Origin of the sequence: Desulfovibrio desulfuricans DSM 642 (genome assembly GCF_000420465.1) — a bacterium.
GTDB lineage: Bacteria > Desulfobacterota > Desulfovibrionia > Desulfovibrionales > Desulfovibrionaceae > Desulfovibrio > Desulfovibrio desulfuricans.
This window is the reverse complement of the sequence record NZ_ATUZ01000019.1, coordinates 29,693-45,978: the sequence shown is the minus strand read 5'-3', so window position 1 is coordinate 45,978 and position 16,286 is coordinate 29,693. Positions and strand designations below refer to the sequence as shown.

General features: G+C 47.1%; 13 protein-coding genes and 1 tRNA gene. 3 read left to right on the top strand and 11 right to left on the bottom strand.

All coding sequences use genetic code 11. The features are described 5' to 3' along the window. Positions 1-52: 52 nt before the first annotated feature. From G449_RS18510 to G449_RS17345, 3 genes are all read left to right on the top strand, one after another. Positions 53-481, top strand: a complete 429-nt coding sequence (locus tag G449_RS18510; protein ID WP_159060485.1) for a helix-turn-helix transcriptional regulator — start codon at positions 53-55, stop codon at positions 479-481. A gap of 202 nt (positions 482-683) precedes the next feature. After that, positions 684-866 carry a helix-turn-helix domain-containing protein gene (locus G449_RS0114470; RefSeq protein ID WP_022660034.1) on the top strand — a complete coding sequence of 61 codons (183 nt, stop codon included), beginning with the start codon at positions 684-686 and terminating at the stop codon, positions 864-866. 130 nt (positions 867-996) lie between these two features. Further along, on the top strand, positions 997-2,922 hold the full coding sequence (locus tag G449_RS17345) for a DUF927 domain-containing protein (protein ID WP_022660033.1): 1,926 nt from the start codon (positions 997-999) through the stop codon (positions 2,920-2,922). A 629-nt stretch (positions 2,923-3,551) separates the two neighbouring features. On the opposite strand, the gene G449_RS18705 is transcribed toward G449_RS17345, so the two are convergent. The 11 genes from G449_RS18705 to G449_RS0114415 all read right to left on the bottom strand — a co-directional run bounded on the left by G449_RS18705 (position 3,552) and on the right by G449_RS0114415 (position 16,256). Beyond that, positions 3,552-3,686, bottom strand: coding sequence for a hypothetical protein (locus G449_RS18705; RefSeq protein ID WP_022660032.1), 135 nt, complete (start codon positions 3,684-3,686; stop codon positions 3,552-3,554). Between the two features lie 351 nt (positions 3,687-4,037). Further along, complete coding sequence (locus G449_RS0114455) at positions 4,038-4,433, bottom strand: hypothetical protein (RefSeq protein ID WP_022660031.1); 396 nt, start codon at positions 4,431-4,433, stop codon at positions 4,038-4,040. Between the two features lie 766 nt (positions 4,434-5,199). After that, positions 5,200-6,978 (bottom strand): UvrD-helicase domain-containing protein, encoded by a 1,779-nt coding sequence (locus G449_RS18220; RefSeq protein WP_081640586.1) that lies wholly within the window; start codon positions 6,976-6,978, stop codon positions 5,200-5,202. Continuing rightward, on the bottom strand, positions 6,971-8,782 hold the full coding sequence (locus tag G449_RS0114450; protein ID WP_022660030.1) for an ATP-dependent nuclease: 1,812 nt from the start codon (positions 8,780-8,782) through the stop codon (positions 6,971-6,973). Before G449_RS0114450 ends, G449_RS18220 begins: the two co-directional genes overlap by 8 nt. Before the next feature lie 841 nt (positions 8,783-9,623). After that, a tRNA-Arg gene (locus G449_RS0114445) sits at positions 9,624-9,700 on the bottom strand. A 166-nt stretch (positions 9,701-9,866) separates the two neighbouring features. Further along, a complete protein-coding gene (rpsT, locus tag G449_RS0114440) occupies positions 9,867-10,133 on the bottom strand; it encodes a 30S ribosomal protein S20 (protein WP_022660029.1) in 267 nt (88 codons plus the stop codon). 198 nt (positions 10,134-10,331) lie between these two features. Next, positions 10,332-12,416, bottom strand: a complete 2,085-nt coding sequence (gene glyS, locus G449_RS0114435) for a glycine--tRNA ligase subunit beta (protein WP_022660028.1) — start codon at positions 12,414-12,416, stop codon at positions 10,332-10,334. Positions 12,417-12,419: 3 nt separating this feature from the next. Next, entirely contained in the window at positions 12,420-13,298 is an 879-nt protein-coding gene (gene glyQ, locus G449_RS0114430) for a glycine--tRNA ligase subunit alpha (RefSeq protein ID WP_022660027.1), read from the bottom strand. A gap of 109 nt (positions 13,299-13,407) precedes the next feature. Then, positions 13,408-14,160 (bottom strand): DNA repair protein RecO, encoded by a 753-nt coding sequence (recO, locus tag G449_RS0114425; RefSeq protein WP_022660026.1) that lies wholly within the window; start codon positions 14,158-14,160, stop codon positions 13,408-13,410. Then, positions 14,157-15,215: a helix-turn-helix domain-containing protein gene (locus G449_RS0114420; protein ID WP_022660025.1), complete on the bottom strand. Its 1,059-nt coding sequence runs from the start codon at positions 15,213-15,215 to the stop codon at positions 14,157-14,159. Before G449_RS0114420 ends, recO begins: the two co-directional genes overlap by 4 nt. An 81-nt stretch (positions 15,216-15,296) precedes the next feature. Beyond that, positions 15,297-16,256 carry a SurA N-terminal domain-containing protein gene (locus tag G449_RS0114415; protein ID WP_081640585.1) on the bottom strand — a complete coding sequence of 320 codons (960 nt, stop codon included), beginning with the start codon at positions 16,254-16,256 and terminating at the stop codon, positions 15,297-15,299. Positions 16,257-16,286: the final 30 nt, after the last annotated feature.

Genomic DNA, 16,286 nt, shown 5'->3' with positions numbered 1-16,286 from the left:
CAAATAGAATTATATTGTATCGTTTTCGAACTATGAGAACGTAAGTTACATAATGACGCATACCAGCAGCTTTTTGCCCTGCATGCGTGAACAAAGGCAAAACAATTGGAAAACAAGGATGCTTCTTAATGATTTTAGCTGTCTTTCACCAGCGGCCCAAGATTTTGCCCAAGCTGCCATAAGCGGCACGGGCAAAGACATTCTGACTGTACCAGAACTATGCACTTTCCTAGGAATTTCACGCGCCACTGCGTTTAGGCATTACAAAAAAGGAGTTTTGCCGCTATACAAAATGCTTGGAGAATACCGTATTTCTATAATTGACGCTGCAAGAATTAAGGCTGGAGAGAAAATCGCTATACAAAATAACGAAAATCGCACTTCAGTAAATAAATCTACTACTTTTAAACAGCATAAAAATCCGATTCATAAAATGAAGTCAACACCAATTGAACTAATAGAAACTCTTAAAGCCCTTTAAAAAAATATTTAAATTTTTTATATTAAAAAAGCCCCTCATGCGAGGGGCTTTTTCTTTATTTTACAACGATAATTTTTTGTGAAATGTGACTAAAGTGCGATTACTAAACTTTGTCAACAGTAAAAATGACTTGAAAAGGTGTTTTGATGTGTTATTGTTATTCCAAGTTACACGAAATTACATTTTTTTATTTGGAGTTACTATGTTTGAAGACAAAATGACTGAGAAAGAAGTGGCCGCATTGTGGGACATCACTCTAGCCGGACTTAGAGCGAGGAGGCGAAAAGGAAAAGATGCGCCCTGCTACAAGATTGGAAGAAAGACATATTATAAATCGACTGACGTGAAAGATTTTTTTGAATCTAAACGTATTCAACAAAAGTAAAGCCGCAATGAGCTAGATTGCGGCTGTAGAAAGAAAAAAGCTATCATACTTTCAGATAACCACATGATAGCACAAAACAAAAAAAAGTAAACAGTAAAAAATAAATATTATAAATTTAATGAGGTGCATCATGACTAAGACAAACTTTGTTACACGTTTAAAAAAACAATCTGAAGACTTTGAAAAAACTAAAATTCAAGTAAAACCAAATAATAAAGAAGAATTAAAAGTCAAAAGAGCACAAAAAGTTAAGAAATATGGAGATGGATTCTGGAAAGTTGTGTTTGATGAAGAGTCAAAGGAACTTGTAAAAATACAAAAAATTTCTAGCCCGATTGAAATTCTTGCAATGACAAGAACTGAAGACAATTCTGGCTGGGGCGTCCTTTTGCAATGGACTGATCCTGATAAAAATATTCATACATGGGCAATGCCGTGGGACATGCTCAATAAACCCGGTAATGAGTGGCTTTCATATCTTCAAGGCCACGGTTTTAGCGTAACGCCAGAAGGTATTATGAATGTTAAAGAATTTCTCGCAAGCGCGGATACTTACACAACAAAACGTGCCAGACTTGCCACAAAAACGGGCTGGAGCGAAGACGCCAGGACATTTGCTCTTCCACATAAGAATTTAGGAGCCGAAAAAGCCGAAAAAGTAGTTATGCAGCAGACCCCAGGCACAGCAAAAATGTATAGAGAAGCTGGAACACTAGAAGAGTGGAAACGTGAAGTTGCAGAAAAAAGCGTAGGAAATTCTCGACTAACATTTATGATGTGCGCCGCCCTGACAGGGCCGATGCTCTACCTGACAGGCGGGGAATCTGGCGGTTTCCATATCGTTGGCGAATCATCAAAGGGAAAATCGACAGCACTACGCCTCGCCGCATCAATATGGGGCGACCAGGGAGGCCATTTTAAATCTTGGCGCACCACTGACAATGCAGCTGAAAGCCTTGCAGTTTTTAGCAATGATACATGCCTAGTTTTAGACGAAATTGGAGAAGCCCCCGCAAAAGCTTGCAGCGACCTTGCATATATGCTTGCAAATGGAACGGGAAAATCTCGCGCTGGGCGTGATGGACAGGCAAAAGCCGCACAGACATGGAGAACCACATTTCTATCTTCTGGAGAAATAACACTCTCTCAAAAACTTTCAGAAGTTGACAAAAAATTACAGGCAGGACAAGCAGTTAGAATTGCAGAAATCCTTGCCGATGCTGGGCGAAATATGGGCGTTTTTGAAGACTGCCACGGCATGAAACCTGCTGAATTTGCAGTAAAAATAAAAGATGTTTCGCGTGAGTTTTATGGGACTGCTGGGCCTGCTTTTGTAGAAGCTTTAATCAAAACAGATGAAATCTCAAAAAAAATCAAAGTATTAAGCGAAGATTTTGCAAAAAGAGTTTGTGAAGAAAAAGCAGATGGACAAGTTTTGAGGGTTGCTATGAGGTTTGGCATGTGCCTTGCTGCTGGGAAAATAGCTGTGGAACATGGTATTTTCCCTCACACAATAGAACATATTGAAACCGCAGTAAGAAAATGTTTTGAAAGCTGGTTAGAAATGCGAGGCGGTCAAGGAGCTGGGGAAGATAAAAATATTATAAAAACAATGCAGCTCTTTATTGAAAAACATGGTCAGAGCCGTTTTCAAAACTTACAACCCCGCACCGATGCAGAAGGAAACGAAATCGAACAAATCTGTATAAATAGGTGCGGTTTTAGAAGTGATGACGAATTTTATGTTCTAGAAGAATCTTGGGAACAAGAAATTTTCAAAGGTTTTAATACGAAAAAAGCCGCAAAAGTGCTGCAAAAAGAAGGTATTTTAGAATGCCAGGAAGCCGGACGCATTAAAACCAAAAAAAGCTTTCCTGGTGTTGGCAAAATTCGATGCTATGTCATTAGGATAAATGACGAAAAGACGAGTCAACTTAAAAAAGAAATTGAAGAGAAAGAAATACTTACGAATCAGCTCTTTATACAAGGCGAGCTTATGGACGGCATACCAGTCCAAGATTTTTGTAGAGAGCTTACAAACGGCATGGCAGTCTAACCAAGGGGGCAAACAGCCCCTTTTTTTGGGTCTGTTCCCGTTTTTCGGGAACAAAAAAAACGGGAACGCAAAACGGGAACAAAAACCCCTTATAACATAAGGGCGTTCCCGTTTTCCCGTTGTTCCCGCTGCAAAATGGGGAAGATAGAGAAAAGGACAGATGAAAGAAGAAAATTCCCGTTTTTGTTGTTTTTCATATATAATTTCATAGTATTTGGCAAAAACTTAAAATATATTTCAAAAAAACAGAAAAAGAACCTTCACTCTCTATACTAGCTCAAATGAAAACGGGAACAACGGGAAAACGGGAACAGAGCTAAAAAGTTGTTTAAATACAAATAAAATGCTGTTCCCGTTTTCTGTTCCCGTTTTTTTGTCAAAATAAAAACGGGAACAGCTTCAAAATGAAAAACCTTAATTAATGAAGCACGCACCCCTTCGGGGCGCGGGGCCGGTTGGGGGTGAACATGGGGCAAAGCACACAAACCCTTTCATCATTGCTTGGCCTTTAAGCCAAGCAATCAAGCGAAAAGGTCATTCTGATGCCAATCCTTGGGCAATAGGGAGGAGTGTCCTGGCAAAAAAGGACGGAATCACTCCGTCCTTAAATGCCATACAACCAAGGTGCGCTATTTCTTCTTTTTATCAGGCACTTTAACCGTTTCAATGACAGTTGTTTTAGGGCGTTTTTCAGCTTCTTTAACTGGTATAAACTTGCCACTTCCAGCGTCACGGCCAATTTTTCTCGTATTTTCTTTTGTCATGGCATTTCTCCTTTTATCTATTTTTCAGTGATAAACAAAAAATAACCGACAACTTCTTTTCAATAATAACTAAGAAAAAAGAAAGCAAGCAAAGATAAAGAAGATTCCCCGCCCCTCTAGCCCCTCATTATGTCATATTTTTTACCACACCCAAAAGAGGCTCAAAAACGCAAATTTGAGCTTTGTTTATGACTAAAGCCCGTCTTTTTCCTTCCTAAAAGTCTGCCCTCACCCCCTAAGCACACAACCGGCCCCGCACCGGGAACCGTGCCGCAACGCGGCATGGTCGGTGCGTGCTTCAAAAATTAAAAATCCCCGTTTAAACGGGAGTATCCTTAAAAAAAATATCTCTCACAGCTCAGCCCGATCTGGCTTAATAGTCGGCCTACATCTTTCTTGTGTTTCAACATTCTGCGCTGCGGCTGTATGTGGCGTGTGATTCATCTGCGGTTTAACTAAAACTTTCTGCGCCGCTACTTTAGAATCATTCTGTTTTGTCTGAATCTTCCTGCGTTTTTCTCCACATTCCGTTGCTAAAAGACTCTCACTCACCTGTACGCCTGCTTCAGAAAAGATGTTGGCGATCTCTTTCCACGTTCTGCCAGCTTTACGCGACGCCCGAATTTCACTCTTAAAAGTCTTTATGTTTTTAGTGAGCGACTGTGATTCTTTTGAAACTGCAATCTTTTCAAGCCCTGCCTTTACTTTAAAAACTTGTGTTTCATCCAAAGTTTTCTTTGCTTCCATTGTAATTGTCCTTTATTTTAAATGTGTTTTTTTTGAATAGCTCTGTAAAAGCTCTAAATATTTTTCTGTTTTACATAAAAGCTACTCTTATTTTTTCTATACTTTTATATGTAGCACTCTAAAAAAAATTGTCAAATATGCAAAAATTTTACAAAAAATTTTTCTGACTATAAATATTATTGTGGAACAACTGTAAACTGTCTGAAGGTCGTCTGAAGAAATTCTGAGCTTTTTCAAAAAGTTATTGTTTTTTAACAATAATTTTTTTCATTTTTTATGAAAATTATTTTTTCATATTTTATAACTTGTATTGAAGTGCTATTGTACAACTATAGACTAATGGTGAAGTGCATCAGTTTATCTGAAAAACTTCTAAATATGTCTACGAAACATCTAAATATAGAGTGAATATGAACAAGTCATAAGATCATAGCTGGATGGCCCTTGTGTCCACAAAGCTGCGCTTTGGGCACTGCGGGCAATCCAGCCCTGCGGGGCCAGGCAAACTCGCCTTCGGCTCGTTTCGGAACCAAGACAAGAACAAATTTCTGTTGTAAAAAATGAAATCAATGAATCACACCGCACTTAACGCACAGTGAGTCATTAAGTACGAATGTCACTAGGAAGAGTCAAAGGGAAAAAAAGAACCTAAAATTTTCTCGCTGAAAACTTAAGAGGCATTAAGATGCAGCAGTCTATTAAATAATTCAAAAGCAAATCATACAATTGTGAATTAATCATTCTATCAAAGTCAAAATAAACATGCCTATCTTTCAGATGAATCTATCCACTTTTTGACAGTTGTAACATAGCGAGAAGGATTCTTCTCAGTATACATGATGTGAACTTCTTTTTTTGCTCGTGTGAAGCCAACATAAAAAAGCCTTCTTGACTCAATAATTTCTTTTTCAACTGGTTTAGGGCGTGGAATGCGCCCTTCATCCATCCCAAACAGAATGACCACTGAAAATTCACGCCCTTTAGAACTATGCAATGTAGTTAAAACTAGGCTGTCTTGATTACTTCCTTGGCCAGCAAATTGTTCAAGAGACATCTCTTTGAGCTCGCCACTTTTGCATTTTTCAAAAAAATTTTGAAAATTTTCTGACTCATTATGTATAAAACTACATGTTGCAAGCAATTCGGAAAAAATATCTCTATGAAAATTTTCTAGCCATGAGGCTAGCGATACAGCTGAATCCCTTGAAGACCAAAGAAATGAAACAAGTTTTTGCTGAAACAAAACCGTTTGCTTATCAGGAAGCTTCTCGATAAAAAAAGTAATACCTTGCCTTGCGAGCTGTGAAAACCTTGGACTACCAGTCTTCCATCCTCCACAACACCATTCTGCACAGTGCTCGATCCATCGTAGCAGCCTACTACTTCGTGGATAAATTGCATTCTTGTCGTTACGAACGATAGAAATACCATGCTTGGCTGCCTCAGTTGCTAGGCTATTCCCAATCCACGCTCCAGGGTAGAGTAACGCAATATCACTCCAATTAATCCATGGAAGACGTGATAATATAGAAGGCAGCACTGACGAAAATAGCCATTGTGCTTGTTCTTTATAATCTCCTTGATGGGGGTGAAAAAAAATTAAACTTTCCTCATTTGCCGCAGACTCGTAATCCCTATGTTCTTCAAGCGCTATGGTTGATGCCGCTACTATACTAGCTCCTGATCTGTAGTTTAACCTTAGCCTGTGAGTTTCTACACTGTTTGTCGACATCAATTCATCTATCATCGCTGGTTGCGCACCTTGAAATCCATAAATGGATTGATCTATGTCGCCTACAGCAAAAATACGTATTCCAGAACTTAAGAGAGTCATGACCATATTGTGGAGTGCAAGGCCTAAATCTTGGTACTCATCAATGATTAAAGTTGGGAATTTAGCGACTATGGCTTTCTGAAGCCAATCATTTTTCTTTAATGCTGACAAAGCAAGTAACGGCATATCAGTAAAGTCAATAAGCCCCATACTTCTTAATTCACTTTCGTATGCAGTAGAAAGACTTGCAAGATATTGGTTGGTGTTTGCCCACATCGAACTTGACCTATCCAGTATTGAACACCGGTATTCATTCATTGGGAACATATAATATTGTGGATCATCAGATCTCTTTAATGTTTTATGAAAAGCTCTTTCTAGAGCAAGCTTGGTGTCACTCTCTCGCGCAACTTTAAAATCCTCAGGGAGACCTAATTGGGCAGTTTTTGCATATGGAATTATAATATGCACTAGAGCAAAAGAATGAACAGTACCGATAAATACTCTCCGATTTTGCTCAATGCCAAGGATAGAAAGTCTTCTTTCAAGTTCGCGCGCACATTCATTGCTATATGTTATACACGCTACAGACCGTGGCTCTCTAACATCTTCTGCAAGAATTCTAGCTAATTTTGTTGTTAAAACTTTTGTTTTACCGCTCCCAGGGCCAGCAATGACAATGCTATTGCCCTTGGATTCATACGCTGCCCACTGCCCCGGATTATTACGAAGCTCATCAGCAGATTTCAGGTAGTAAAATCGGCTAGACATGCGCCACCACGAATTTAATAGCATCCTTAATGTATGAAGGAAGCTTTGTTCCAGAAATACGAGAAGCAAGGCGCTGTGCAAAGCGTCCCTTTCCTATGGTTTCGATCATTTTCAATAATTCTTCATTATCTTCTCCTGATAAATCATCTGTTACTCTCCATTGTTCCATCAACTCCAGACGCCTTTGGCTAAAATTATGCTCTTTAAGAGTATCTATAATTTCATTTTTAAAATCATCGAGTAATTCTATCTCTAGTGTATCTGCATTTGTAAATATTCCATGAATATTGCATATTTCATCGAATTTTCCCCAGGCATTTTTCTCAATTAATTTACCTATAGCTTCTATTGTTTTATTACACATGTCTTCATCATGCTCTGTAACTAACCTCACAAGTTGTTTTGCGCGATTCGCTCCAAGTGGCAATTTATCATTTGGTTGTGGATCCCAGTCAGTCAGTACGGCAAAAGGAATATTTAATGCACTAAGAAATTTTACATATGGAGAAAAGTTAGTGCCAGAAACGGAACAGACAGATATTCCAAGTTGGTCTAAATCGTACCCCAAATTTTCTGCAAACGTAGGAATAAGAAACTTTTCAGCGTCACCTTCAACAAGTAATACACCTCGTGCAAATAAAATCTCAGCTCTTGTTACATCGAGATATCTAGTTAAATCTTCTTTTTCCTCCTCATAAAGACCGATGCTAGCTGTTGAATACCCAATAGTACCATTATTGTCTGTACTTTTTAATAAAAGCAATGAATCGATTGGAGAAATACTTGCTATGTGTGGCGAATGCGTTGTTAAGAAGATCGAAATAGGGCTTTCCGTATTATCAAAGTCAAGATTTTCAAAAAAATATTTATACACTGAACGCTGCAAATGAGGATGAAGATGTGCTTCTGGTTCTTCTATTGAGAGAATTGTATGGTCTCTGCTATTGTTTTCAACTTGGCGTTTTATATCTAAGAACTTTAATGTAAGAAATATTATGTTCGCAGAACCTAAGCTAGCATCAGAAACCTGACGTTTTTCATTGTCAATAAGCAACTTAATATTTCTATAAATATGCGAAATATTGGTCGTTCCTATACCAAGACTAAAATTTACAGCCTGTTTAGGACCGCTCATTGAAGTAAAAAGATCCATAATGCTATTTTCAAGACTATTCAAAACCTCAAACTCAGAAATTTTATCTGTAGCAGTTTCTATTGATTGTTTCACATTTTCAAGCTCATCTCCATCTATTTCGCTAAATGCAGTTTCCAGCAATGGGCGCAAAGGAGAACGTCGCCAACTTGATAAGTCACTCTCTGCATCACGCAATGCTGGAAGCAATTCAAAACGTATTCTACGCCGCACGTCATACCCAAACTGGCTTTTTTCTTCATGCTCACCTCCATAACATATAAATTCATAGTCAGCATCAGATTGAGGCGGATTGCTTGCATTTGGCTTTGGCCTAAATTCATATGTTAACCTGACTGTATCAGGATCATCATCAAGTCGAAAATCGGTAAGAAGAGCTAATATATTTGAATCCTCTTCAAAGTCCATAATTTCAACAAAGATTTTAATCTTAGTTTGACTACTTAGGACTTCTAAACCATCCCAAAAGTCAGAACGACAAAGCTGGCGTTCGCTATCTGGCAAAGTTGCATCTAAGAGTAATCGAAGAGCATACAGTAAATTTGTTTTTCCAACACGATTTTCGCCAACAATTACAGTTCGACCACTTGTTTGAACATCTAGTTCTGAAAAATTTCTAAAATTCTGAATTTTTATACGTGAAATTTTCATATCACCTCCCCCCATAGATTTAGATTATTGCTACACTGAAGTAGCATTTTTTGCTAAATAGCTTAGGCCTGTTGCGTGGTAAAATGCCAGATCGTTGTCTGAGGTGACTGTCTGCAAGTATTGATCGTACCTGCTACAGCAGTGCGTTTTATATCCTCATTTTTCTACTGAGCAGTTAAATAAAGGTCATTAAGAGTGCCTCGAGAGGCAATTTTTTTGGTAGCATGTAAGCATCTAACAGCTGCGCAAAAAAATGTTTTATGATTTTTTGTGATATTAGGCAGAGCAAGAAAGGTTTACGGAGCATTTTCTAACTCAGTGATTTTATTTGGTGCTTCAACTTTAGGAATACATTGACCAAGCCACCATTTTTTCTAACCCAGCGGCACAAAGAGAATTAGCAGTTGGTGTTATTTCTCCTTTCTATTCCGCTCACCATTGGCGGCGGGAAGACACTCTTCGCCATCGTGTGGGGGGGGGGCTCCTCGCTCCTAAGATATGGGCAAAATCAAACTTTCCTCTAAAAAAATCCTTACACTAAAAATGGATTTTTCCAAGTCCTTCAAATTTTGATTCTTAGCGAGGATTATTTTTGAACACACAAAATTACGTTCAATATAAAAATGGAGCTTAAAACCGATTTGTGAGCGACATATGGGCGACATGTGGAGAAAACGGGCGTGGAGAGATTGGCGGCTCTAGTAGCTGGCAAAACACTCGACTACCAGGGGAGGCTGACGGCTAAAAACCTTGCAACTAAAACTTGTGGCTAAATAGTGGCTAAAAGTGTGACAAAACAAAAAAGCCCTTACGGCGATTAACCGTAAGGGCTTGATTTTTATGGTGCGCCCGAAGAGATTCGAACTCCTGACCTACAGGTTCGTAGCCTGTTGCTCTATCCAGCTGAGCTACGAGCGCGTTCAACGAAGAGGAAACTAACGCAAGTCACAGTCGCCGTCAAGCTTTTTTTCAAAATATTTTTTGAAAAGCCTGTGAACTTGTTAAAAATTATTATCTGCAACTTCCCGTAAGGGAATGTGCTTGCCCCTTGGGCAAGCACGCCTCAAACCAGTAAATAAAACTACTACGCGCTGATGCCGTTAACGGCATGAGCCAGACGCGAAATCTTGCGTGCGGCCTTCTTCCAGTGCAGGGCACCCTTACCGGCAGCCTTGGCGAGCACGGAAGTGGCGCTTGACAGAGCTTCGCTGGCCTGGCCCTGTTCGTTGTTCTGGATGGCGGCGCGAACCTGCTTGATGGCATTCTTCACGCGGGTACGGGCGGCGCGATTGCGGCCTGCCCGCTGCAAGCTCTGCTTGTGACGCTTGAGGGCTGACTTATGGTTGGCCACTTTGAATCCTCCACATATGTTGGGCTTGCCCGCGCAAGCCATGAAAACAAAAGTTAGCGCGTTGTCGCGAAGAAGGGTTCTTACCACTGGCACGATTAGCTGTCAAGCAATCGTGTCTTTTTATCTAACATTTTCTTGTTTGAGGGTGAGGAAAACCGTCAAAAGCTCCCCTCTCCCCCCGCAAAACCGTTGAACAACCTACATCTGCAAGGCCGAAAAATCGGCCAGACGCGCAAACCGCGAGCCAAGGCCGCGCAGCATGCTCAATCTGTTGCGGCGCAGATCCGCATCATCGCACATAACCATCACACCGGCAAAAAAGGCGTCCACAGCGGGGCGTACCGCGCTCAGGCAGGCCAGTGCCGAGGCATGATCGTGGGCAGCCCACAGGGCATCAAGGCGAGGCAGCATTTCTTCCAGCGTGGATGCCAGCGCCTTTTCCGCGTCTTCACGCAGCAAGGCAGGATCCCAATGGTCAGAAAGTTCCTCGGCCTGGCCCTGCTTGCGCAGGATATTGGCAACACGTTTGAAGGTCTGCACCGCAGCTTCGTAGTCCGCCGCCTGACTAAAGGCCGCCAGCGCAGCAAGGCGAGCGCCGCAGTCCTTCACATCTTCTGCGCCCGCGCCAAGGGCCGCATCCACCAGCAGCGTGTCCTGTCCCTGACTCATGAAATAGTTGCGCAAACGCGCCGCAAAAAAATCCATGAGCTTGTCCAGAGCATCGTGCGGGGCAAGCTTCCACTGGCGATCGCCATAAAGCTGTTGCGCCTTGGCAAAGAACTGCCGCACGTCAACCGCAAGACCGAACTCGAGCATGATGCGGATGATACCCAGCGCACAGCGCCGCAGGCCGTTGGGGTCGGCAGCGCCAGTGGGGATCATGCCGAGGCCGAAGCAACCCGCGAGGGTATCGGCCTTGTCCGCCATAGAGAGCAGCGCGCCTGCGAGGCTCTTGGGCAGCGGAGAATCCGGCCCGGCGGGCAGATACTGCTCGCCCAGAGCTTCGGCCACGGCCTTGCTTTCGCCTTTGCGGCCAGCATAGATGCCGCCCATGATGCCCTGAAGGGTATCAAACTCGCCCACAAGGCCGCTCACCAGATCCGCCTTTGAAAGGCGTCCGGCGCGAGAGGCATCATCGGCAAGCTCTGGCGCGCAGCTTTCGGCAAGCCAGCGGCACAGAGCCTCAAGCCTGCGGGTTTTGTCGCCCATGCTGCCAAGCCCGCCGATAAAGATGACCGTATCCAGCTTTTGCAGCCAGTGATCAAAGGTATCGCGCAGGTCGGCCTGCCAGAAAAAGCGGGCGTCTTCAAGCCGGGCGCGCAGCACACGTTCCCAACCGCGCTTGACCACGCCCATGTCTTCGGGGGTGAGGTTCAGCACGGTGAGAAAATGCGGCAGCAGTTCGCCATTGGCCCCTTCAATACCAAAGCTCTTCTGGTGGCTTTCCATGCTGGTGAGCAGCACTTCGCGCGGCACCTCAAGATAGGCGGGATCAAAATCGGCCAGCAGCGGCACAGGGTGTTCGGCAAGGCCCTGCACTTCGTCCAGCAGGCTGTCTTTCCACAGCACCTTGCCGCCAGCGGCAGCCGCCTGGGCATTGCCGCCCTCAATAATGACATTGCGGCGTTGGGCAGGATCAATGGTAATGGCGCAGGCCCCGGCGAGGGTGGCCAGAAATTCATTGGCATGCGCCACAGCAAAAGGGCCAGCGCCGTGGATGCGGTGCCCGCAGGTCTCACGGCCAGAGGCCATGGGGCCAACGGTAAAGGGCACCACCGCATCGTCAAGCAGCGCCAGTATCCAGCGTAGCGGACGGGCATAGGCCAGCGAATATGCGCCCCAGCGCATGCGTTTCTGGAACGAAAGCGCGGTAATCACCGAGGGGCAGATATCAGCAAGCAAGCCGACTGCGGGCGCGCCGCCGGTGCGTTTGCGCACGGCCACGTATTCGCCCTTGTCCGTTTCCACACGAAAAACGTCTTCAAGAGCGCAGGCATTGGTGCGCGCAAACCCCTCAAGGGCCTTGGTGGGCTTGCCTTCGGCATCATAGGCCACGCGTACGGGCGGGCCGGAGACGACCTCTTCCCTCTCCACCTGTACAGGGTTGAGGTCTTCAACAATCACCACCGCGCGACGGGGCGTACTCATAACGCGCAGCGCACCGTATTCAAGCCCGGCCTCGTCCAGAGCGCCGCTAAAACGGGAGGCCAGCTCCCCTTCTTCGGGGGCCAGAAAACGGGAAGGCAACTCCTCGCTGCCGATTTCAAGCACAAAGGTCGCCACGGCTTACCTCGCATCCTTGTTGAGCATGGGATAGCCCAGTTCTTCACGCTGGGCTGCGTACAGTCGTGCCACTCCAGCCGCCAGAGCGCGCACCCTGCCGATATAGCCGGTGCGTTCCGTGATGGAGATGGCTCCTCGGGCGTCCAGAAGGTTGAATGTATGCGAGCACTTGAGGCAGTAATCATAGGCAGGCCAAGGCAACCCCTGCTCCAGCAGGACTTTGCACTGACCTTCGAAATCGCTGAAATGCCGCAACAGCATTTCAGGATTGCTGGCCTCAAAGTTGTGGCGTGACTGCTCCACTTCATTCTGGTGGTAGATGTGACCGTAGGTGACGTTTTTGTTCCAGGCCAGATCATACACGGATTCAACGCCCTGCAAATACATGGTAAGGCGCTCAAGGCCGTAGGTCAGTTCCACGCTGATGGGCGAAAGATCAATGCCGCCCACCTGCTGAAAATAGGTGAACTGGCTTACTTCCATACCATTGAGCCACACTTCCCAGCCAAGGCCCCAGGCGCCGAGGGTGGGGGATTCCCAGTCGTCTTCCACAAAACGGATGTCGTGCTGCGCGGGATTGATGCCCAGCGCCTTGAGGCTTTGCAGATACAGATCCTGCACGTTGTCCGGCGAGGGCTTCATGATCACCTGAAACTGGAAATACCGTTGCAGGCGGTTGGGATTTTCGCCGTAGCGGCCATCCGTAGGACGGCGGGAGGGTTCCACATAGGCCACGCTCCACGGTTCCGGCCCAATAACCCTCAAAAACGTGTTGGGGTTGAACGTACCGGCACCGCATTCCACACCCGAAGGCTGTTCGATGACGCAACCCTGGTTGGCCCAGTAGTTCTGCAAAGTTAAAATGACATCCTGAAAATACATGCGCTGTCCTTTGTTCGTAGCCTTTTTCAGACGCATACGCGCGGCTGTTCAATAATAACGCCGCCCCAAACCATCCCAAACCGAATCGGAAATTTCGGCGCAAACACGGTCACACGTGGCGAAAGTAGCCCCCTTCCCACGAGAGACCCAGGTGATATTGCACAAAACCGTCAATAACCTTGGCGCACGCGCGCCGATCTGCCGCAGGCAGTTCTTCCGCATGCCAGCCGGAGGGAAATTCTTGCTGCACATGACGCAAAAGGTCAAGCCCGGACGCGCCCAGTTCCACGCCATACCGCGCTGGCCCTGCTGTCGCCCGGCACGCGGGGCAGCGCAACTGGGCCTCGTCAACCACAAATTGCGCGGGGCCTGTTATGGCTGCGCCGCATGTGCCGCATCGGCCCAGATCAGGCGCAAAACCCAAAACGCCAGCAAACCGCAGGCGGAAAAACTGGGGCAGCAGCGAGGGCACGTTTTCCGCTTCTTCCAGCGTTTTGCGCAAATCTTCAACCAGCAGAAAGGCCTCGTCCGCGCCTTCGTCGTTAACGCCAAGCGCTTCCACAAACCGCAGGCAGTTGGCCGCCAGCCCCATGCGCCGCCAGTTTCCGCGCAGGCTTTGCGGCCCGGCCAGCAGCACGGCTTCCTCAAGATTGAGAAAGCTGCCGCGCCCCGAGGCCTTTACCCTGCAATGCAGGCTGTTGAGTACATCCAGGCAGCCGCAAAAACGACGCCTGCTGCGGCTGCCGCCAAAGGCGAACAGCGTCAGCAGGCCGTGTTTGCGACAAAGCATTTTCAGCCACAGATCCGCCTCGCGAAAGTGCCCGATACGCAGCACAAGCGCGTGATCTGCCCATTCGGTCATGGCCTGTCCGCAGGGGGAAACACCAGATTGCGCACCTGGCCGCTCTGCCCCGCCGGGGGCAGTTCTTCACCGTCATACCGCAGGCGCACACCGCCAGCGTTGCCGAGCTTCAACTCCAGGCTCTTGCTGAACGTAAGGGCAAAAGTATCGCCCTTATGCAGCGAAAACTGGCGAGTGTCGGTCTTGTCGGCGCTGGAGTGTACCCAGCATTCTTCTGTGGCGGTGATAATAAGCTTGTGGGCGCCAACTGGTACTTCACTGCCCTGCGAAGCGGCAGCGGGCGCAGCGGCGGAGGCCGCCGGAGCTGTTGAAGCAGGCGTCCCCGCAGCGGGTACATTTGCGGCAGTGCCGCGCACCGGGGGCAAACCAGGGGCAGCAGGCTGGGCAGCCTGACCTGTCGGCTGAACCGAAGCCTGCGCAGAAGTCTGGCCAGAGCTTTGGCCAGACGTTTGGGCCGGGGTCTGCCCCTGTGCAGGAGCAGCAGCGCTTTGCGGCTGACTGGCAACCGCCGGAGCCTGCGCAGAACCCTGGGCAGACATCTGCGCCGGGGCCTGCCCCTGAGCGGGAGCAGCAGGGGCGGAAGGCCGACTGGTCAGATTGCCGGGGTCAACAGACTCGGCGCTCTGCAAGGGGGCGGGCTGCGCCAGACGGCGCGTCTGCCGGCTCAAAAAATCAAACACTCCCTGTTGCCAGGCAACCAGCACCACAGCAACCACGCACACCATGAATAGCCCGGCCAGAATAGGCTTGAGGTTACGCCGCGGGGTGAGAACCATCTCGGGCTCATAAACATTTTGCGGCGCTACAGGCTCGGAAGCGGCCTCAAGCGCCCCAAGCGCCTCGCTGACTTCTTCTGCCGAAAGGCCAACATAGGACGCGTATGAACGGATGAACCCCTTGGTGTACGCCAGTGGGGGCAAGGACGTCTCGTCCCCTTCCTCCAAAGCGCGCAGAAGACGGGCGCTGATTTTCAGCCGGTTTGCCGCATCTTCCATGTCCAGACCCCGCTTTTCGCGCTCAACGCGCAAAGCAGCGCCCAATTCCACTAAGGTCATGAAAAGCCTCGATAATGGTCTTGCCGCCCCGAGGGGGCGGCGGTTGCCAGCAAAAAGCCGGAACCACCCGTGGCGGCCCTGCTACATTCTGATATCAATAACGGCCCGACTGCGAAGCTGGTTGGTGTAGTCCTCAAAACGCTCCATAGCCTTGGGCTGGCGCAGGATGCCGTCGATCATCGGCTTGGCCTGCTCAAAGGTGAGCATCTTGAGTTCGCCGCCGCCAGGGCGGTACAGACGCACCTGCGCCTTGCGGCCCTGAAGCTCAAAAACATCCGTTACATCGCCGGGTTTCATCTTGGTGAGGCGGGCCTCCCACTCGGGGTTGAGCTTGTCCCACTCCACTGCGCCCATGTCGCCGCCGTTTTCCTTGTTGGGAGCGATGGAATACTTGCGCACGACTTCCTCAAACGAAACCGCGCCAGACTTGATCTGCGCAGCCAAAGCCGCAGCATTGGCATTGGGATGATACACCAGAAGGGCCATGTGCAGACCGGTGCGGTCATACATGGTGTCCTTGTGCGCATCGTAGTAGGCCTTGATCTCATCCGGGGTCACAACTACCCGACGGCCCACTTCCATTGCCATAACACGTTGGCGAATCAAACCTTTTTCAATATTGCCACGCAGTTCGCTGACACTGGTCTTTTGCTGGGCCAGGCGTTCTTCAAACTGCTTTTTGGTGAGGTTGTTCCCCTTCATGATCTTGGTGATTTCGCTGTCAATTTCAGAAGAAGAAATGGAAACTTTGAGGCGTTTGGCTTCCTGCGCAACCAGAATATCCATGATCATACCGTCCAGCGCCTTGCGCAGCACGGCGTCCACGGCCTTGGCCTGGGCGGGATCATTGGGATTGATACGCGCCCGCATAAGATCAGGAACAGCGTTTTTCTGCAGATCGAACATGGTGATAACCTGACCGTTCACCACGGCCGCCACCTTGTTGATCTGTGCGGCCTGAGCGCCAACAGCGGTCATAAAACAGATAACCAGCGCCAAAATAAGCGTTTTTCTCACGTTATACTCCCTGCTTGCGCGCAAAAATTCCGCGCTTTATCTGTAAAATTATAT